Here is a 19,070-nt window from a genome sequence, read left to right on the forward strand (position 1 = left end):
GAAGCCTTGCGCGGCGCTTCCACGCGCTCAGCGTGAGCGGTTCAATTGGAAGCATGCAGTCTCAATCGGCAGACGCCAGCGGCAGCACCAGCCGCGCGCGCAGCCCCTGGCCGGGGGCACCATGCAGCTCCAGCCGCCCCCCGTGGCTGCGGGCCACGCGCTCCACGATGGCCAGGCCCAGGCCCGCGCCGGGCGGGCCGGACCGCGCCGCGCCGTCGCCGCGCGCAAAGGGCTGGCGGATGCGGTCAAGGTCTGCAGGAGCGATGCCGGGGCCCTGGTCCTGCACCTCCAGCCACACGCTGTCGACATCCGCACCGGCATCGGCGCCCGTGCGCAGCACCACGGGCGGCGCGCCGTGGCGCCAGGCGTTTTCCACCAGGTTGTCCAGCGCGCGGCGCAGGGCCTGGGGGCGCACCGGCACATCGGGCAAGGGCGCCAGCTCCAGGGGCAGTGCGCGGCCGTGGTCGGCCTGGGCCTCGGCCACGGCCTGGGCCAGGTCGTTGAGCGATGCGCGGGTGGGCGCCTCGGCCTCGGCGCTGCGCGCAAACTGCAGGAACTGGCCGACGATGCCATCCATCTCGTCAATGCTGCGCGCCATGCTCGCGGCCAGGGGCGCATCGATCTGCGCGCCCGCAATCTCCACGGAGAGGCGCAGCTTGGTCAGCGGCGTGCGCAGGTCGTGCGACACGCCCGCCAGCATCAGCGCCCGTTCGTGGTCGGCAGCGGCCAGGCTCTGCGCCATGTGGTTGAAGCTGCGGGCCACGGTGGCGATTTCCTCCGGCCCGGCCTCGGGCAGCGCGGCAGGGGCCTGGCCCTGCGCCAGCTGGCGCGCCGCCCCCACCACCTGGGCCAGCGGGCGGTGGATGTGGCGCTGCAGCCACCACGCGCCCAGCAGCGCCAGCAGCATGCTGGCCAGCGTGGCAGCCAGCCAGGCGCCGGTGAAGGCGCGTGTGGGGAACACGCTGGGCAGGTGGAGCCAGTAGTCCGCCCCTTCATGCGCCACGCGCAGGGCCAACACGCCGTGGCCGTCGCGGCGCCACAGGGGCTCGCGCTGGCCGTCCTCGGCCCCCTCCGCACCCAGTCGGCGCGACACGGCCAGCACAAACTGCCGCTCCAGCGGCGACAGCAGCGCCCGCCGCACCGCGCCCCCCTCGGGCCCGGCAGGGGGCGTGTCCAGCGCAGCCTGCCGGTTGAAGGCCTCGACAAACGCCACGCGCTGCGCCGGGGGCAGCGCCTGCAGCCCCGCACGCAGCGCGGCCACGTTGCGCGCCACACCATCGGCCGCCTGGGCAATGCGGGGCTGAGAGATCAGCTGCCGCACCAGCACCGCCGCCACCAGCTGCCCCAGCACGATGAGCGCCGCCATCAGCAGCAGATTGCGCCCGAGCAGGCTGCGCGGCCAGAGCCCCCGGCCACGGGGGGGAGCGGTGGGAGCCGTCGGCGCGGTGTGGGCCGTCATGGCGTGCCGCCCCCGGCCGGCGCAGCACCGTCGGGCACAAACACATAGCCCACGCCCCACACGGTGCGGATGTGGCGCGGCTGCGCGGGGTCGGCCTCTATGAGCTTGCGCAGACGCATCACCTGCACATCGATGCTGCGGTCGGTGACGGTGTGGTCCGGCCCATAGGCCAGTGCAATGAGGCGGTCGCGCCCCAGGGGGCGGTGGGGCTGCCGGGCCAGGGCCTGCAGCAGTGCAAATTCGCCCGTGGTCAGGGGCAGGTCTTCGCCCTGGCGCTGCAGCCGCCGTTCATCCAGCCACAGCGTGAACGCACCGAAGGTGATGCAGCCGCCCGCCTGGCGAGGCCCGGTGTGCGCGCCCAGCAGGCGCTGGCGGCGCACCATGGCCTGGATGCGGGCCAGCAGCTCGCGCGGGTTGAAGGGCTTGGGCAGATAGTCGTCGGCGCCCATCTCCAGGCCCACGATGCGGTCCACCGGGTCGCCGCGCGCGGTGAGCATCAGGATGGGAATGGTCTCGCCCTGCGCGCGCAGGCGGCGGCAGATGGCCAGGCCGTCCTCGCCGGGCATCATCACGTCGAGCACCAGCACGTCAAAACGCTCGCGCTGCAGCAGCGCATCGAGCGGGCCCGCGCCATCTACCGTGCGCACGGTGTAGCCCTGGTCGCTCAGGTAGCGCTGTAGCAGCGCGCGCAGCTCGGGCTCGTCGTCGGCAACCAGGATCTTGGCGAGGGTGTCGGTCATGGGGCGGGGGTTCTCGGCCAGGCAGGCCACAGGCCCGATGGTACGGCGCGCCCCGCCGTGCCCGGGCAGGCCCCCCGCAGCACCAGGGCCGGGGTGATGACAGCCTGTGACAAGCCCCGCGCGCCTGTCACGCTTTGTCATCATTGGGCGCGGCGCTGCAACGTTGGGCACATCCACCGGTGCGACAGTGGGGCATCGGCAGCACCAGGCCGCAGCCCCCACTACTTTTGCAGGAGTTTTGTCCATGCCCACGGCCCACCGCACCTTGTCCCTCGTCGCTACCCTGGCCCTGGCCACCATGGCCTGCGCCCAGGCCCAGCCGTCCGACGCGCCCCAGGGCGGGCGCCTGCGTGCACTCATCGCCCAAAAACAGGCCCAGGCACAGGCCGCAGCCCTGCCCACCGGCGTGCAGCGCATTGCCGATGTGCCCTATGGCAGCGACCCGCGCCAGCGCATGGACGTGTACCTGCCCGCCCCGTCCACGACCTCGTCCGCCACCGCCAGCGCCGTGCGCGCGCCGGTGGTCTTCATGGTGCATGGCGGCGGCTGGCGCCATGGCGACAAGGCCATGGGCCGCGTGGTGCAGGAGAAGGTGGCGCGCTGGGTGCCCCGGGGTTTTGTGCTGATCTCGGTGAACTACCGGCTCTTGCCCGACACCCCCGTGGACCAGCAGGAGCGCGATGTGCAGGCCGCGCTGATGGCCGCGCAGCAACGCGCCACCACCTGGGGCGCCGACCCCAGCCGCTTCATCCTCATGGGCCACTCGGCCGGCGCCCACCTGGTGGCGCTGCTCAACGCCCGCGCGCCGCAGGCCCTGCGCGATGGCGCCTGGCCCTGGCTGGGCACGGTGGTGCTCGACAGTGCGGTGATGAATGTGCCCGCCTATATGCGCGCGCCTCACATGCCGCTGTACGACGACGCGTTTGGCGCCGACCCGGCCTACTGGCGGTTGCTGTCGCCCTGGCACCAGTGGACGGCGGGCGCCCCGCCGGTGCAGATGGTGTGCTCCACCGAACGCGCCGACCAGCCCTGCCACCAGGCCGAAGCCCTGGCCCGCCACGTGCACAGCCTGGGCGGCCGCGCCGAGGTGCTGCCGCAGGACCTGAGCCACGGCGAAATCAACGCCCAACTGGGGCTGGAAAGCGCCTACACCCGGGCCGTGGAGGCTTTCATGGGCTCGCTGGACCCGCTGATGGCGCGCTTACTGGGGCGATGAGGCTCTGCATGGCGCGCTGCCTGGTGTCGCGCAGCGTCAGCCGCATTGTTCACGGCCCACGTGGGCAGCTTGGAATTTGAGAAACGTCAGTGCATTCCGGGGGTATATCTCTAAATACCACGGAGCTACCAACTCTCACTTTCTGCATTTTCATAGGCGGATCGAGGAGCCAAGTAACTTCGCCATCGAGCCACAGGTCCACGACAGAGCTTTCACCCAGTAGTTTTTTCGGCTCTGCACGGTAAAGCCTTAAAACAAATGGCATTTTGAAGTCGGGATTCAAGAGACGCTGAAAAGATGACGCCTTGTAAAATTCCAGCCTATAGACGCCGTGCGGGCTATTTTCCGCATCAAGAAATGTAGGTGTCGCCAAGAACCAAGCCATCAACCACAAAGCACCTGCTGTCGCGCAAATGACGCCAAGAATGATTTTTCTGGTCGCCTTCATCCTACTACCACTCAAATCTTATTGGCATGGGTAACCGTACACGGTGTACATCAGATAGCACCATAAAGTCGCCACCTTTCCCCGACTGAGCACGCCACTGACGAAAATGTTTATTTTGCACAAGATATTTTCGAGCACGAACGCCCTCCACATCCGCTTCATGCACAAACTGCGCGGAAGTCGGCACATCCAAGGCGATTCGCAAGCTCCGCTCCACCCCATTGAAACCCCAGAATCCCAAGGGCTGCGAAAGGAATGAATCATCATTAAAGTCATAAGCATCCCGCAAATAGAATCCCAACTCACTAACTTCAATGCTGGTGCGACCTTGACCGTTCGACGTCACCATGCCCGATACCGCTACTTTCAGCGTCGCTTCGCCAATAGCTCCATAGAAGTCATCCATGGGATCACTCATATGCCCGATTTTTGTTACGTTCACTTGGCATAGATTATCAAGCGCCTTCGCCGATAGGCTTAAATTCCCGAATTGCCAGCAAGATGCACCTTTGCCAACACTTTGCCTCATGACTCGCTCCTGCAGCAATTCCAGTCCAGCTGAACTTGCCCATTCCTTCTTCAGCTTCAGCATGGCGGCTTGAACCCGGGAAAAACCGAGTGCCCAAGACATTTTTACCGTGCTCTCGTCCAACTGCTCCTCTGTCAGCTTTGCGAGTTGATAGGGGCTTTTGCCCAGCTTCATGGCGACTGGCATCTCAAACTTGGTATGGCGAAACCATCGATCCATAAGCTGAGCGGCTATAGGCCAACCCAAGCGGGATCGCATTACCTCCGGAATATCAGTAAGCTGAAAAACAGGTAACTTGGGAGGTAATTTTCGCTCGAGTTGAGCTCGCAGTTTCGCAACATCCGTTTTAACAATCTCGCTCATCCAACCTCCCAGAATTATGAAACAATCGGAGTAGGATTCTCAAAGGAGAAGGCAATCAGCTTCTGTTGCCAAAGGTTTCCGCCACTACTCAATGTAAATTTCCGATCAAAACGGAATTAAATAGGGGCGCAGATACCGCCCCGTGTGGCTCGCCGGGTTGGCGGCCAGCTCCTCCGGCGTGCCCACGCCCACCACGGTGCCGCCACCGGCCCCGCCCTCGGGGCCCATGTCGATCAGCCAGTCGGCGGTTTTGATCACGTCGAGGTTGTGCTCGATGATGACGATGGTGTTGCCGGCATCGCGCAGCTGGTGCAACACCTTCAGCAGCAGGTCGATGTCGGCAAAGTGCAGGCCGGTGGTGGGCTCGTCCAGGATGTAGAGCGTGCGGCCGGTGTCGCGCTTGCTTAGCTCCTGCGCCAGCTTCACGCGCTGTGCCTCGCCGCCCGAGAGCGTGGTGGCGGCCTGGCCTAGGCGGATGTAGGAGAGGCCCACATCCAGCAGCGTCTGCAGCTTGCGCGCCAGGGTCGGCACGTCCTTGAAGAACGCGTAAGCGTCTTCCACCGTCAGCTCCAGCACCTGGGCGATGTTCTTGCCCTTCCACTGCACTTCCAGCGTCTCGCGGTTGTAGCGCTGGCCGTGGCAGATGTCGCAGGGCACGTACACGTCGGGCAGAAAGTGCATCTCCACCTTCACCACGCCGTCGCCCTGGCAGGCCTCGCAGCGGCCTCCGCCCGCAGACTGCGACACGTTGAAGCTGAAGCGCCCGGGGCCGTAGCCGCGCTCCTTGGCGGTGTTGGTCTCAGCCATCAGCTCGCGGATGGGCGTGAACAGGCCGGTGTAGGTGGCCGGGTTGCTGCGCGGCGTGCGGCCGATGGGGCTCTGGTCGACGTTGATGACCTTGTCGAAGTACTCGATGCCCACGATCTCGTCGTGCGCGGCCGGCTCCTCGTGCGCGCGGTGGATCTGCCGCGCCGCGGCGGCATACAGCGTGTCGTTGACCAGCGTGCTCTTGCCCGAGCCCGACACCCCCGTCACGCAGGTGAGCAACCCCACGGGGAAGTCCACGCTCACGCCCTTGAGGTTGTTGCCCGTGGCGCCCACCACGCGCAGCGCCTGCACGGCGCCCTGGCGGGCGTGGTGCTCGGCCAGGCGCTCGGCCTTCTGCTCGGCGCGGCGCTTGCTGGCCTCGGTCTGCGGAAAGCGCGACTTGGGCTTGGCCTCCGCCACGGGCGCGGCCGGCTGGTCCAGCACGGGCAGCCAGGGCGTGCGGCGCCGGGGTACGGCGATGGTGCGCGTGCCCGACAGGTACTGGCCCGTGAGCGACTGCGCATTGGCGCGCACTTCGTCGTACGTGCCCTGCGCCATCACCCGCCCGCCGTGCACGCCCGCGCCGGGGCCCATGTCGATCACATGGTCGGCGGCGCGCATCATGTCTTCGTCGTGCTCCACCACGATCACGCTGTTGCCGATGTCGCGCAGGTGCTGCAAGGTGGCGATCAGCCGGTCGTTGTCGCGCTGGTGCAGGCCGATGCTGGGCTCGTCCAGCACATACATCACGCCCGTCAGGCCCGAGCCGATCTGGGATGCCAGGCGAATGCGCTGCGCCTCGCCGCCCGAGAGCGTCTCGGCGCTGCGGTCCAGGCTCAGGTAGCTCAGGCCCACGTCGTTCAAGAACTGCAGGCGCGTGGCGATCTCGCGCACCACCTTGTCGGCGATCTCGGCCTTGGCGCCCGAGAGCACGAGTGCCCGGAACCACGCGTGCGCGCTGGCCAGGGTGTCGTGGCTCACTTCGTAGATGGCGCGGGCCTGTTCGCCTTCGCCCACCTTCACATGCCGGGCCTCGCGGCGCAGGCGGGTGCCGTGGCATTCGGGGCAGGGCTGGCTGCTGCGAAAGCGCGCCAGGTCCTCGCGCACCACCACCGAATCCGTCTCGCGGTAGCGGCGCGCCATGTTGGGCAGGATGCCTTCGAAGGCATGCTTCTTGGTGTGCACCTTGCCCTTGTTGGCACCGCTTTCCAGGATGTAGCGGAACGCGATCTCCTCGTCGCCCGAGCCATGCAGCACGGCCTGCTGCACCTTGGCCGGCAGCGATTCAAACGGCGCCTCCACGTCGAAGCCGTAGTGCGCGGCCAGGCTCTCCAGCATCGCGAAGTAATAGCCGTTGCGCCGGTCCCAGCCCTTGATGGCGCCGCTGGCCAGGCTCAGCGTGGGGAAGGCCACCACGCGCACTGGGTCAAACACCTCGCGCTGGCCGATGCCGTCACAGGCCGGGCAGGCGCCCATGGGCGAGTTGAACGAAAACAGGCGCGGCTCCAGCTCGGGCAGCGAATAGCTGCACACGGGGCACGCAAACTTGCTGCTGAACAGGTGCTCGGCGCCCGTGTCCATCTCCAGCGCCAGCACGCGGCCGTTGCCGTCGTGGCCGCCGACACCTGACCCGATACGCAAGGCGGCCTCGATGCTCTCGGCCAGGCGCTGCTGCAGGTCGGCACGCACCTTCACGCGGTCGATCACCACGTCGATGTCGTGCTTCTCGGTCTTTTTGAGGGCGGGCAGGCTCTCGTGCTCATAGATCTGCCCATCCACGCGAAAGCGGATGTAGCCCAGCGCCTGCATCTGCGCAAACAGCTCGGTGAACTCGCCCTTCTTCTCGCGCGCCACGGGCGCCAGGATCATGAGCCGGGTGTCCTCGGGCAGGGCCAGCACCGCGTCCACCATCTGGCTCACCGTCTGCGCAGCCAGCGGCAGGCCGTGGTCGGGGCAGTAGGGCGTGCCGGCGCGGGCATACAGCAGGCGCAGGTAGTCGTGGATCTCGGTGACCGTGCCCACGGTGGAGCGCGGGTTGTGGCTGGTGGCCTTCTGCTCGATGCTGATGGCGGGCGACAGGCCCTCGATCAAATCCACATCGGGCTTATCGAGCCGCCCCAGAAACTGCCGCGCATAGGCCGACAGGCTCTCCACATAGCGCCGCTGGCCCTCGGCATAGAGCGTGTCAAACGCCAGGCTCGACTTGCCCGAACCCGACAGCCCGGTGATCACCACGAGCTGGTTGCGCGGAATGTCCAGGTCGATGTTCTTGAGGTTGTGCGTGCGTGCGCCGCGGATGCTGATGCGCTGCTCGCGCAGCGCGCGGGCCAGGTAGGTGCCGTCGTCATCATGGCTGCGGGGGGGCGAGGCGTGGGTGTCGGTCACAAATAGCGCTCAGACGGAAAAAACCCACCATGATAGGTCAGCCGCCCTCTCTGCGCAGCGCCTGGCCCACCCAGGCCTCGGCAGTGCGCTGCGTGTGCGGAGGCGCGCGCCGGGGAATGTGTTCCTTGGGTCTGCGGCGGGCTGCCACCGCCCCTGTGCGGCGGGCCGGCAACCCCTGCGGGGCTCGCCCATGCCGCCTGCGGCTGGCAATTCGGCGCTGGACGGTGTTGCCATACCCGCTACCATCCGAGGTTTGTCCAGATGTGTGAACCCATTCGCTGCGCGTGGCGCTGTGGCGCCCGGGGTCGCGGCAACCGAATGGGGGATGTGGTGCGCAGGTTATTTGCAATTGCAGCGTGGACGCTGGGCCTGTGCCTGGCGCAGGGCGCCATGGCCGCCAACTATGCCGTGCAGGACGCTGGCGCCGGCGGGGCGTGCCAGAACGCGTGGCCGCCGTCCATCGTGGGCAACTATGTGGAGAACGGCACCTACAACGGGGCGCCGCGGTACGACGGCAGCGGCTGGTACCTCTACCGCACCTCCATCTTCGGCGGCAGTGTCTGGGCGATCAGCAACACGCTCGGCAGCAGTGACCCGAACAACAGCACCATTGCCTTCTACGCGGATTCCAGCGCCGCCACCCCCCCCGAAGGCACGGGCTACAGCAGCACCAATTCGGCCTGCGGCCGGATCAACGTGCAGGCCAACGCCGTGGTGGCCCCACCCTCGGCCCCGACCATCGGTCCGCTCAATGCGGGCGTGGCGCCTTATGTGTCCGGCGGTTCGACCACCGTGTACTGGCAGGCGGTGGCCGGTGTGGTGGGCTACAAGCTCGACGTGGCCACCGACGCGGCCTTCACCACGTTCCACCCCGGCTACAACGGCCTGGTGGTGACCGCCTCGCCCACGCCGCCGACCAGCGCGGCCGTGCACAACCTCACCAGTGCAGGCACCACTTACTACTTCCGGGTGAAGGCCTACAACGGCGGTGGCGACAGTGCGCCCTCGGACACGGTGACCACCACCACGGTTCCGGCGGCGCCAGATATGGAGCCTTTTTCCGCCGTGCGCGCGCAGCGCGTGACGGCCCACTGGACGGCAAGGAACGGCGCCACCGACTACCGGCTGCAGGCCTGCACCGACGCCGGCTTCACCAGCTGCCTGGCGGGCTACAACCCGGTGTCGGTCGGCGACACCGCCTCGGCCGTGGTCTCCGGACTGGCCCAGAACACGACCTACCACGTGCGCGTGGCGGCCGGCAACGCCAATGGCTACAGCGCCTATTCGGCCGGCGGCGCCGTCACCACCAATGCGTTGCCCACACTGGGCGGCAGCTTCACCACGGCAGGCGCAGTGGACGACAACGCCACCATGGCGCCGTTTTCCGGCGTGACCGTGGCCGACGCCAATGGAGACCTGGTCCTGGTGCGCATCACCTACACCGCGGCCAACGGCACGCTGTCGGGCAACGGGCTGTCCGGCAGCGCAGGCAGCTACACGCTGGCGGCCGACACGCCCGCCAGCGTCACCGCGCGGCTGCAGGCCCTGGTGTTTCACCCCACCTACGGGCAGGGCCCCACCGGCAGCACCGTGACGACCACCTTCACGCTGCAGCCCAACGACGGCATCGATGACGGCGCCAGCAACAGCGACACGCGGGTCACCACCACCATGACCAACGTGGTGCCGGCCTTTGTGGGTTCCACCACCGCGCTCACGGTCAATGCAGATTCGGGTGCCACCGACCTGCGGCTGCTGCTGCGCGTGAGCGATACGGATGCCAGCCAGACCCTGACCTGGTCGGCACAGACGGCGCCCGCGCATGGCACGCTGCAGCTCGTTGCCACCGCCACGCCTTCCGGCAGCAACGACATCACATCGGTGGGCACCATCACCTATGCCCCAGCGCCCGGCTATGGCGGCAGCGACAGTTTCACCGTCCGCGTGAGCGACGGGCACGCCACCGCGCAACGCACCATCAGCGTCACCGTGCAGCCGGTCGCACCCGCGGCCCCCACCATGGTCACGGCCACCGCAGGCCCGGCACAGGCGTCTGTCACCTTCAGCGCCCCCGCCAGCAACGGGGGTTCGGCCATCCTCCACTACACGGCCACGGCCAGCCCGGGGGGCGCCACCGGCAGCTGCGCGGGCCCGGCGGCCTGCGTCATCACCGTCAGCGGGCTCGACAACGGCACGGCCTATACCTTCACGGTCACGGCCACCACGGCGGCGGGCACGGGGCCTGCCTCGGCGGCGTCGAACAGCGTCACGCCCAAGGCCGCGCAGACCATTACCTTCACCAACCCGGGCGCGCAGAGCTTCGGCACATCGCCCACGCTGACGGCCTCGTCCAGCGCGGGCCTGGCCGTCAGCCTCTCGTCGTCCACGCCGGGCGTGTGCGCCATCGACGGCGCGGGGGTGCTGAGCTTCGCCACGGCCGGCACCTGCACCATCCACGCCAACCAGCCGGGCGACGCCACCCATGCCGCAGCCGCCACCGTGTCGCATTCGTTCACGGTGAACGCGGTTGCGCCCGGCGCGCCCACCATCGGCACCGCCACCGCCGGAGATGCCCAGGCGCTGGTCGCCTTCACGGCGCCCGCGAGCAACGGCGGCTCCACCATCACCGGCTACACGGTGACGACCACACCACCCGACGTCATCCCGGTCACCGGCACGGCATCCCCCATCGCGGTCGCCGGACTGACCAACGGCGTGTCGTACACCTTCGCCGTGGTGGCCATCAACGTGGCAGGCACGGGCCCGGCGTCTGTGGCATCCAACAGCGTCACGCCCAAGGCGGGGCAGACCATCACCTTCGCCAACCCGGGCACACAGAGCTTTGGCACCACGCCCACGCTCTCGGCCTCGGCCGATTCGCTGCTGCCCGTGCGCTTCACGTCAGGCACCCCGCTGGTCTGCACGGTTTCGACCAGCGGAGACCTGGCCTTCGTGACCACCGGCACCTGCACCATCCACGCGGACCAGGCCGGCAATGCCGTGTTCTTGGCGGCCACCCAGGTCAGCCGCAGCTTCACGGTGGCTGGGGCGGTGCCAGGCGCTCCCACGGCAGTCGTCGCCACGCCGGGCAATGCCCAGGTGACGGTGGCCTTCGCAGCCCCGGCCTCCAACGGCGGCTCCGCCATCCTGAACTACACCGTCACGGCCAGCCCCGGCGGCGCCACCGCCACGGGCGCTGCATCGCCGCTGGTGGTGACGGGCCTCACCAACGGCACGGCCTACACCTTGACGGTCACCGCCACCAATGGCGCTGGCACCGGCCCCGGCGCGTCTGCCACGGCCACCCCGGTGGTCACAACCACCAGCGGCACCACGCCGGGCATGACTGGCACGGCCACGGCCACGCTCTCGGGCGGCGGCAGCGGCTGCTCGCTCGAACCGGGCAGCCAGTTCGCGGGCTTGCCCACGGCGGCCCCTCCGGGTGTGGTCATGGCGTATGGCGCGTTCAAGTACGACGCCAGCGGCTGCTCGGGCAGCGTGACCATGACACTGACCTACCCCGAGGCCCTGCCCGCCAACGTGGAGTTCTGGAAGTACGGCCCGGCCACCGCTGGCGCGGGCGTGTCGACCTGGTTCCGCTGGTCGGGCGCCACGCTCAGCGCCGACCGCAAGACGGTGTCGTACACCATCACCGACAACGGCGTGGGCGACGCCGATCCGGCCGTGGGCCGCGTCAGCGACCCGTTTGCCCCGGCCCTCGGCCCGGCCGGTGGCGCCGCCGGCATCCCGGTGGATGCGCCCTGGGCGCTGGGGCTGCTGTCGGCCGCGCTGGCCGCACTGGGCTGGCGGCGCCAGCGCCGTGCGGTGCGCCCGGGGGGCGCAGGCTAGTCCGCAGCACCGGCAGATCAGCGGCGCGCCCCGGCCGCAGTGGCACGCCCGGCGCGGCCCGGCTGCGGCAGCACCGGGCGCGAGCGAACCACCGCCCGGCGGCCCATCGGCGAAAATACGCGTTTTACTGGGCCTTGACGCTCCACTGTGCCGGACTCCTCTCCTACCTTTTCGGGCGCGACCTCCGCGCCGCCCATGCCGCCTGCCGCCCATTCCATGACCGCGCTGGAGCGCCGCTCCAGCCTCAGCCTGGCGTTGATTTTTGCGCTGCGCATGCTGGGCCTGTTCCTGGTGCTGCCGGTGTTCGCGCTGGAGGCCCGCAAATACCCCGGCGGCGATGACCCCGCGCTGGTGGGCCTCGCTCTGGGCATCTACGGCCTCACGCAGGCGCTGCTGCAGCTGCCGCTGGGCATGGCGTCCGACCGCTTCGGCCGCAAGCGCGTCATCGTGCTGGGCCTTTTGGTGTTCGCCGCAGGCAGCCTGCTGGCCGCTCTGGCCGACTCGCTCACCGGCCTGCTGGTGGGCCGCGCGCTGCAGGGCGCGGGCGCCGTGTCGGCCGCGGTGACGGCGCTGCTGGCCGACCAGACGCGCGACGGCGTGCGCACCAAGGCCATGGCGCTGGTGGGCGGCAGCATCGGGCTGATGTTCGCCCTGGCGCTGGTGCTGGCGCCGGTGCTCACGGCGCAGATCGGGCTGGCGGGCCTGTTTGGCCTGACCTGCGCGCTGGCCCTGGCCGGGGTGGCCGTGGTGGTGTGGGTCGTGCCGCCGGAGCCCGCACAGCACAAGAACATGCCGCGCGGCCGCCTGGCCGAGGTGTGGACGCACCCCGACCTGCTGCGCCTGAACCTGGGCGTGTTTGCGCTGCACACCGTGCAGCTGGCCATGTGGGTGGCCGTGCCCGCCCTGCTGGTGCAGGCGGGCCTGGCGCGCGATGCGCACTGGCAGGTGTACCTGCCCGCCGTGGTGCTGTCGTTCGCCGCCATGGGCGGGCTGTTTGCGCTGGAGCGCGCGGGCCGACTGCGCGCGGCGCTGCTGGGCTCGATCGCGCTGGTGCTGGTGGTGCAACTGGGCCTGGGCGCGGTGGCCGCCAGCGGCTCGGCCCCCTCGCTGTGGGTGCTGGGGCCGCTGATGTTCGTGTTCTTCTGCGGGTTCAACGCGCTGGAGGCCAGCCAGCCCAGCCTGGTGTCGCGCATGGCGCCCGCACACCTGCGTGGCGCGGCCCTGGGCAGCTACAACACCCTGCAGTCGCTGGGCCTGTTTGCGGGGGGTGCGCTGGGCGGTGCGCTGGTGAAATGGGCCGGTGTGCCGGGCCTGTTTGCCGCCACGGCGGCGCTGGCCGCCCTGTGGCTGGCGCTGACCTGGCAGCTGCGGCCCGTGGGGCGCTGAGCCCCCGCCCGGAGGGCGCGCGGGGGGCTTCCGCGCCCTTGCAGATGCGGCACAATGCCGCTTTTGGCGCCCGGAACCCCTCCCCGAAAGTCCGGCGCTTCCTTGTTACCTTTGAAGGCACGAACAGCACCATGGCATCCATCAACAAAGTCATCATCGTCGGCAACCTGGGCCGCGACCCCGAAATGCGCACGTTTCCCAGCGGCGACCAGGTGGCCAACGTGACGATTGCCACCACCGACAAGTGGAAGGACAAGCAGACCGGCGAGATGAAGGAAGCCACCGAGTGGCACCGCGTGGTCTTCAACGGCCGCCTGGCCGAAATCGTGGGCCAGTACCTGCGCAAGGGCTCGCAGGTGTATGTGGAAGGCAGCCTGCGCACCCGCAAGTGGACCGACCAGAGCGGCGTGGAAAAGTACAGCACCGAGATCCGCGCCGACCAGATGCAGATGCTGGGCAGCCGCCAGGGCATGGGCGGCGGCCAGCAAGGCGGCGGCGGTGGCGGGTATGACGACGGCGGCTATGGCGGCGGCGACCAGGGCGGCTACGACCAGGCCCCACGCCGCGCCGCGCCCGCGCCACGCCCCATGGCAGCACCGGCCCAGCGCCCAGCGCCCGCGCCGGTGGCGCAACCGCCCCGGGCGGCATCGGGCTTTGACGACATGGACGACGACATCCCGTTCTGAAGAAGCTCCGGGCTTAAACGCAAGCCGTCCCACAAAGGCCTGCACCGTGAAGGTGTGGGCCTTTTTGTTTTTGCGCACGCTGCAGCGCACATCAAACGTAGCAACTCGCAACATGGAGACCCGTGGAAACGGCAGCGACACAGTGCCTCGGCCCTCGCTGCCCGTGCGTGCTATCGCGAGAAAGGACCGCGCTTCTTCTGTGCGTGCTATCGCGAGAAAGGACCGCGCTTCTTCTCCATGTTGTCCAGTGCGGCACACCCGCCACGAACCAACAACTTCTTACATTCGATACGCGAATTTCGAAGATCATCGCCCACTTGTCGCCAACAGGGTGCAACGCCCGGCGGCAGCGGTTCCAGACACTTTCAAGAATTTCACCGAAGAGAGAGAGGGTTGCGATGCCAGGATTCGTCCGCAAGATTTTGATTTTCATCACCGGCTATGCATGGCTGCTGCTGCTGGCCGGGCCCGGCCTGATCGCACTGTCGGTCTACAGCGGCTGGAAGGCGGACGGCGACCACGCCTACACCGCGCGCGAGAGCCTGGAGACCGTGACCGGCACGGTGACGCAGGCCTCCGAAGTCACCGTCAAGCGCAAGCGCCGCTCCACCACCAAGCAGTACTACGAAATCACCGTGCAGCCCGATGCACCCGGCGCCGAGCCCCGCAAGCTGCGCATCGACCACAGCACGCCCCAGCAGCTGGTGGGCAACCTGATCGACGAGAAGGTCACCGCGCTGGTGGACAGCAGCGACAACAGCCTGGTCTACGAGGTGTCGGTGGGCAGCACGGCCGTCATCAGCTACGCCACCACCCAGCAGCGCCTGCAGGCCGAGGCCACGTCGTCGGCCCAATCCTTCAGCGGCGCGGGCCTGTGGATCTTCGCGGTGTTGCTGACCCTGGTGGGCGCCGCCGGAGTCTGGTCCAACCGCAAGCTGCGCGCCGCGCACGGCGCGGCCCAGCTGGCCGCCGCCTGAGCATCAGGCCAGGCCCCATTCCATAAAAAGAGAGAGGGAGGGAGGAGCGCCCCCGGGTGCTCCTCCTGTTTTTTGCACACGCAATCCCAAGGAGGACATTCACCATGCAACCCCATGCACTGACCCCCACTACGCCCGAAGGCGCACCGTTCGAGCGGCGCGACTTCATCGTCTCCACCTACAAGCACCTGGGCGCGGCCATGGTGGCGTTCGTGCTGCTGTCGGCCCTGCTGATGGTGTCGGGCTTCTCGGGCACCACGGCCAAGATGCTGGTGGCCAGCGGCAACAAGTTTCTCTGGCTGGGCGTGATGGGCGCCTTCATGCTGGTGGGCTGGCTCGCGTCGCATCTGGCCGACAACGCCGAGAGCCCCCAGACCCAGCTCATGGGCCTGGGCCTGTATGTGCTGGCCGAAGGCCTGATCTTCGCGCCCATGTTCGGCATTGCCCTGCTGGTGGCCCCCGGCGCCATCGGGGCCGCAGCGTTCATCACCCTGCTGCTGGTGGGCGCGCTCACCTGGACGGCGTTCACCACCAAGACGGACTTCTCGTTCCTGGGCGGCATCCTGAAGGTGGGCGGCCTAGTGGCCCTGGGCACCATCATTGCCGGGGCCATCTTCGGCTTCAAGCTGGGAATCTGGTTCTCGGGGATCATGGTGCTGTTCGCCGGTGCCTGCGTGCTGTATGACACCTCGCGCATCATCCGCGACTATCCCGCCGACCGCCCTGCCGGTGCCGCGCTGCACCTGTTTGCGTCCATCGCGCTGATGCTCTGGTACGTGCTGCGCATCCTGATCAGCCTGGCCAGCAGCGACGACTGAACCGGCGCGGCCCGCCCATGCAAAAAAGAAAGCCGGAGCAGTGCTCCGGCTTTTTTATGGGCCGCCCATTGCTGGCCAAAAGAGGCTCCAGCGCTTTATGGACAAGCGCTGACAGCTATGTTTTTAGTAGCATTTACAACGCAGCGGCCGCCGAGGGCTGCGGCAGGCCCTGCACCGCGCCAATCACCCCGCCGCCCAGGCACACCTCGCCGTCGTACAGCACCGCGCTCTGCCCCGGCGTGACGGCCCACTGGGCCTCGGGGAACTGCAGGGCAAAACCGCCGGGCGTGGCGTGCAGGGTGCAGGCCGCATCCTGCTGGCGGTAGCGTGTCTTGGCGGCATAGGCGCCGGGCACAGGGGCGTGGCCGGCGCACCAGCTCACGTCCTGCGCCACCAGCTGGTGCGACAGCAGCCAGGGGTGGTCATGGCCCTGCACCACGCGCAGCGTGTTCTTCTCCAAATCCTTGCGGGCCACGAACCAGGGCTCGTGCGCGCCGCCACCGCGCTGGGCGCCCTTTTCCTTCACGCCCCCAATGCCCAGGCCCTGGCGCTGGCCCAGGGTGTAGAAGGACAGGCCCACGTGCTGGCCCAGCTTGCGGCCCCGGTCGTCCAGGATGGGGCCGGGCGCGTGGCTGATGTAGCGGTTCAGAAACTCGCGGAAGGGCCGCTCGCCGATGAAGCAGATGCCGGTGGAATCCTTCTTCTTGGCGTTGGGCAGGCCGATTTCTTCGGCGATGCGGCGCACCTCGGTCTTGTGCAGTTCGCCCACGGGGAACAGCGTCTTGGCGAGCTGCGCCTGGTTCAGGCGGTGCAGAAAGTAGCTCTGGTCCTTGGACGGGTCCAGCCCCTTGAGCAGCTCGAACAGGCCGGATTGCGCGTTCTGCCGCACGCGCGCGTAATGGCCCGTGGCAATCTTCTCGGCGCCCAAGCGCATGGCGTGGTCCAGGAAGGCCTTGAACTTGATCTCGGCATTGCACAGCACGTCGGGGTTGGGCGTGCGGCCGGCCTGGTATTCGCGCAAAAACTCCGCGAACACGCGGTCCTTGTAGTCGGCGGCAAAGTTGACGTGCTCGATCTCGATGCCGATCACGTCGGCCACGGCGGCGGCGTCCACGAAGTCGATGTTGGACGAGCAATATTCGCTGTCGTCGTCGTCTTCCCAGTTCTTCATGAAGATGCCGACGACCTCATGCCCTTGCTGCTTGAGCAGGTGGGCGGTCACGGCCGAATCCACGCCGCCCGAAAGGCCGACGACGACGCGGTGTTTGGTGGGTGCTGTCACTGTCATCCTGGTGTTCTGCGCGGGCACGCGCAACAGAGGCCCATTGTATTTTTGGCACGCCCCCCCAGGCCGCGCTCTGCCAAAACAACAAGCTTGCGCCTGGGGTTTGCTACTTGATTGATAGCTGTAATTCCATACACAGCAAGCGCTAAGCCTGATTTTTATGGTTTTTTCAGCCCGGGGCTGCCCCGGCGCCCGGCTTACTGCGCCGTCGGCTCGGTCACCGAGATGTCGGTGTGCACCAGCGACAGCGGAAAGCGCTGGCCCGCCAGGTAGTCCTCCAGGCAGCGCAGCAGCAGCGGGCTGCGGTGGCGCTCGGGGCAGGCGCGGATCTCGTCGGGCGTGAGCCACAGCGTGCGCACGATGCCGGTGTCCAGCGTGCGCCATGCATGGTGCGTGCCCAGCGTGCCCGCAAACGCAAAACGCATGTAGGTGATGTCGTCGCCCGTGCGGGTCTTGGTGAAGCGGTTCAGGTACACGCCGATCAGCGCCGTGGGCTCGAAGTCGTGCGCGGTTTCTTCCAGCACTTCGCGCGCGCACGCCTGGATGGGGGATTCGCCCGGGTCGAGGTGGCCTGCGGGGTTGTTGAGCTTCAGGCCGTCGGTGGTCTGTTCCTCGACCAGCAGAAAGCGGCCGCCCTGCTCGATCAGCGCGGCCACGGTGACGTTGGGTTTCCAGCGGTGGGGCATGGCGCGCATTATGACGAGGGGGGGTGACGCGGAGCCTGCAGAGCGCGGGCCATGTACACCGCACCTTCGCCGTAGCTCGCCAGGTGCGTGCGCTGCGCAGCATCGGGCAGCCGCTGCCGCAGGTAGCCGTGGCGCTCCCAATAGGGCTGCGTGCCCTGCACCGACACCAGCGCGCTGTGCCGCAGGCCCTGCGCCACAGCCTGCGCCCACAGCGGCTGCAGCAGCTGCCCCGCCAGGCCCCGGCCCGCGCAGGCGGGCAGTACGGCCATGTCGTGCAGATACAAGGTGTCGGCCCCGGGGCTGGCTTCAAAGTCGCCGTGCAGCGGGGTGACCTTGCCCCGCACCGACCGATACGCCGCGAGGTAGGCGCACACGGCGCCCGCCTGCAGCAGCACCAGCGAGCAGTTGGCGGGGCTGGCCAGGCGGCGCGCAAACACCTCGCCGCTTTCCACAAACCCTTCGCCATAGCAGGCCAGCTGCACGGCCAGCAGGCCGGGCAAATCGCTCAACGCCAGCGGGCGCACCACCACAGACATGAGCGTGCTTTGCTCCGTCAGCGCGGCAGCACGGGCGCCTGCACAAAGTCGTCCAGCGACAGGCCCTTTTCCTTCAGCAGCGCCTCCAGCACCGGCTGCAGGCGGCCCAGGCTCTCTTGCACGGCCTCGCGCACGGTGTCCACCACCACCTGGGTGCTGCGCTCGATCTCGATGTTCAGGCGGTCGCCCACCCGCTTGGTTTCAAACACCGTGGCGCGGCGCGTTTCGGGAATCATCCAGATCTCGAACCAGCCCTCCTGCCGGTTCACCTCGGCCACCGTCAGGCTGGCGCCGTGGATGGCGATGTAGCCCTTGGCAAAGATGTAGCGGCGAAACGCCTCGGGCACGGCCACGCGCCACACCAGGTTGTTGTCGAACTCGCGGCGCTCAATAAGCGTGCCGGTGAAGTCCACATGGCCCGACAGCGGGTGGCCGCCGATCTCGGCCCCGTCCTTGGCGGCGCGCTCCACGTTCACGCGGTCACCTTGGCTGTAGCTGCCGAGCGTGGTGATGTTCAGGCTCTGCAGCATCACGTCGAAGTTGGCCTGCGTGGGCGAGAGGATCTCGGTCACGGTGAGGCACACGCCGTCGGTAGCCACGCTGGCACCGATGGCCAGGTCCTGGCAGAAGCCCTCGGGAAAGTCGAGCGTGAAGGTGCGCAGGCCTGCGCGGTCATGGATGGCGGCGATGCCTGCCGTGGCTTGGACGATGCCTGTGAACATGGTGGCGCGGCTTTTCGGGTACGTTGGAACGGGAGGCGGGAATTTTGCCACCCGCAGCATTCACAGGTATCCCAAGGGTTGGAGCCCCACACACCGGTCTTTCCGGGGCATCGAACCCGTCTGCCGCGCTCACAACTGGCGCGACCCACGCCAGGGCAGCCGAGCAAGGGCCGCCCCG

At 68.2% G+C, this 19,070-nt stretch carries 15 protein-coding genes; 6 read left to right on the forward strand and 9 right to left on the reverse strand.

Going from position 1 to position 19,070, the window contains the following annotated elements:
- Window positions 1-61: 61 nt before the first annotated feature.
- Together ACOQFS_RS18730 and ompR are read right to left on the reverse strand one after the other, a co-directional pair.
- Window positions 62-1,459, reverse strand: a complete 1,398-nt coding sequence (locus ACOQFS_RS18730) for an ATP-binding protein (protein WP_421564327.1) — start codon at window positions 1,457-1,459, stop codon at window positions 62-64.
- Window positions 1,456-2,199: a two-component system response regulator OmpR gene (ompR, locus tag ACOQFS_RS18735; RefSeq protein ID WP_421564328.1), complete on the reverse strand. Its 744-nt coding sequence runs from the start codon at window positions 2,197-2,199 to the stop codon at window positions 1,456-1,458. The genes ACOQFS_RS18730 and ompR overlap by 4 nt, the downstream gene beginning before the upstream one ends.
- Window positions 2,200-2,443: 244 nt before the next feature.
- Here ompR and ACOQFS_RS18740 point away from each other — a divergent pair, with 244 nt between their 5' ends.
- Window positions 2,444-3,415 (forward strand): alpha/beta hydrolase, encoded by a 972-nt coding sequence (locus tag ACOQFS_RS18740; protein WP_421564329.1) that lies wholly within the window; start codon window positions 2,444-2,446, stop codon window positions 3,413-3,415.
- Window positions 3,416-3,464: 49 nt separating this feature from the next.
- Here the strand turns inward: ACOQFS_RS18740 and ACOQFS_RS18745 are convergent, their stop codons facing one another.
- The 3 genes from ACOQFS_RS18745 to uvrA form a co-directional block, all read right to left on the reverse strand.
- The gene (locus ACOQFS_RS18745) at window positions 3,465-3,863 is read right to left on the reverse strand and encodes a hypothetical protein (protein WP_421564330.1); all 399 of its coding nucleotides are present in this window, start codon (window positions 3,861-3,863) and stop codon (window positions 3,465-3,467) included.
- Between the two features lie 4 nt (window positions 3,864-3,867).
- Window positions 3,868-4,755: a DUF6402 family protein gene (locus ACOQFS_RS18750; RefSeq protein WP_421564331.1), complete on the reverse strand. Its 888-nt coding sequence runs from the start codon at window positions 4,753-4,755 to the stop codon at window positions 3,868-3,870.
- A 105-nt stretch (window positions 4,756-4,860) separates the two neighbouring features.
- A complete protein-coding gene (uvrA, locus tag ACOQFS_RS18755) occupies window positions 4,861-7,947 on the reverse strand; it encodes an excinuclease ABC subunit UvrA (protein ID WP_421564332.1) in 3,087 nt (1,028 codons plus the stop codon).
- Window positions 7,948-8,337: 390 nt separating this feature from the next.
- Here uvrA and ACOQFS_RS18760 point away from each other — a divergent pair, with 390 nt between their 5' ends.
- From ACOQFS_RS18760 to ACOQFS_RS18780, 5 genes are all read left to right on the forward strand, one after another.
- A complete protein-coding gene (locus ACOQFS_RS18760) occupies window positions 8,338-11,796 on the forward strand; it encodes a beta strand repeat-containing protein (RefSeq protein ID WP_421564333.1) in 3,459 nt (1,152 codons plus the stop codon).
- Between the two features lie 216 nt (window positions 11,797-12,012).
- Window positions 12,013-13,182, forward strand: a complete 1,170-nt coding sequence (locus tag ACOQFS_RS18765; RefSeq protein WP_421564340.1) for an MFS transporter — start codon at window positions 12,013-12,015, stop codon at window positions 13,180-13,182.
- A gap of 131 nt (window positions 13,183-13,313) precedes the next feature.
- Window positions 13,314-13,868, forward strand: a complete 555-nt coding sequence (gene ssb / locus ACOQFS_RS18770) for a single-stranded DNA-binding protein (RefSeq protein ID WP_421564334.1) — start codon at window positions 13,314-13,316, stop codon at window positions 13,866-13,868.
- Between the two features lie 398 nt (window positions 13,869-14,266).
- Window positions 14,267-14,845, forward strand: coding sequence for a hypothetical protein (locus ACOQFS_RS18775; RefSeq protein WP_421564335.1), 579 nt, complete (start codon window positions 14,267-14,269; stop codon window positions 14,843-14,845).
- 104 nt (window positions 14,846-14,949) lie between these two features.
- Complete coding sequence (locus tag ACOQFS_RS18780) at window positions 14,950-15,663, forward strand: Bax inhibitor-1/YccA family protein (RefSeq protein WP_421564336.1); 714 nt, start codon at window positions 14,950-14,952, stop codon at window positions 15,661-15,663.
- Between the two features lie 133 nt (window positions 15,664-15,796).
- Here ACOQFS_RS18780 and mnmA read toward each other — a convergent pair whose 3' ends face one another.
- From mnmA to ACOQFS_RS18800, 4 genes are all read right to left on the reverse strand, one after another.
- Window positions 15,797-16,945 (reverse strand): tRNA 2-thiouridine(34) synthase MnmA, encoded by a 1,149-nt coding sequence (gene mnmA / locus ACOQFS_RS18785; RefSeq protein ID WP_421564341.1) that lies wholly within the window; start codon window positions 16,943-16,945, stop codon window positions 15,797-15,799.
- 200 nt (window positions 16,946-17,145) lie between these two features.
- Complete coding sequence (locus tag ACOQFS_RS18790) at window positions 17,146-17,634, reverse strand: NUDIX hydrolase (protein WP_421564337.1); 489 nt, start codon at window positions 17,632-17,634, stop codon at window positions 17,146-17,148.
- 8 nt (window positions 17,635-17,642) lie between these two features.
- Entirely contained in the window at window positions 17,643-18,170 is a 528-nt protein-coding gene (locus ACOQFS_RS18795) for a GNAT family N-acetyltransferase (RefSeq protein WP_421564338.1), read from the reverse strand.
- A gap of 17 nt (window positions 18,171-18,187) precedes the next feature.
- Window positions 18,188-18,892: a riboflavin synthase subunit alpha gene (locus ACOQFS_RS18800; RefSeq protein ID WP_421564339.1), complete on the reverse strand. Its 705-nt coding sequence runs from the start codon at window positions 18,890-18,892 to the stop codon at window positions 18,188-18,190.
- Window positions 18,893-19,070 lie beyond the last annotated feature (178 nt).

This window comes from Paracidovorax sp. MALMAid1276, assembly GCF_049198005.1.
GTDB lineage: Bacteria > Pseudomonadota > Gammaproteobacteria > Burkholderiales > Burkholderiaceae_C > Acidovorax.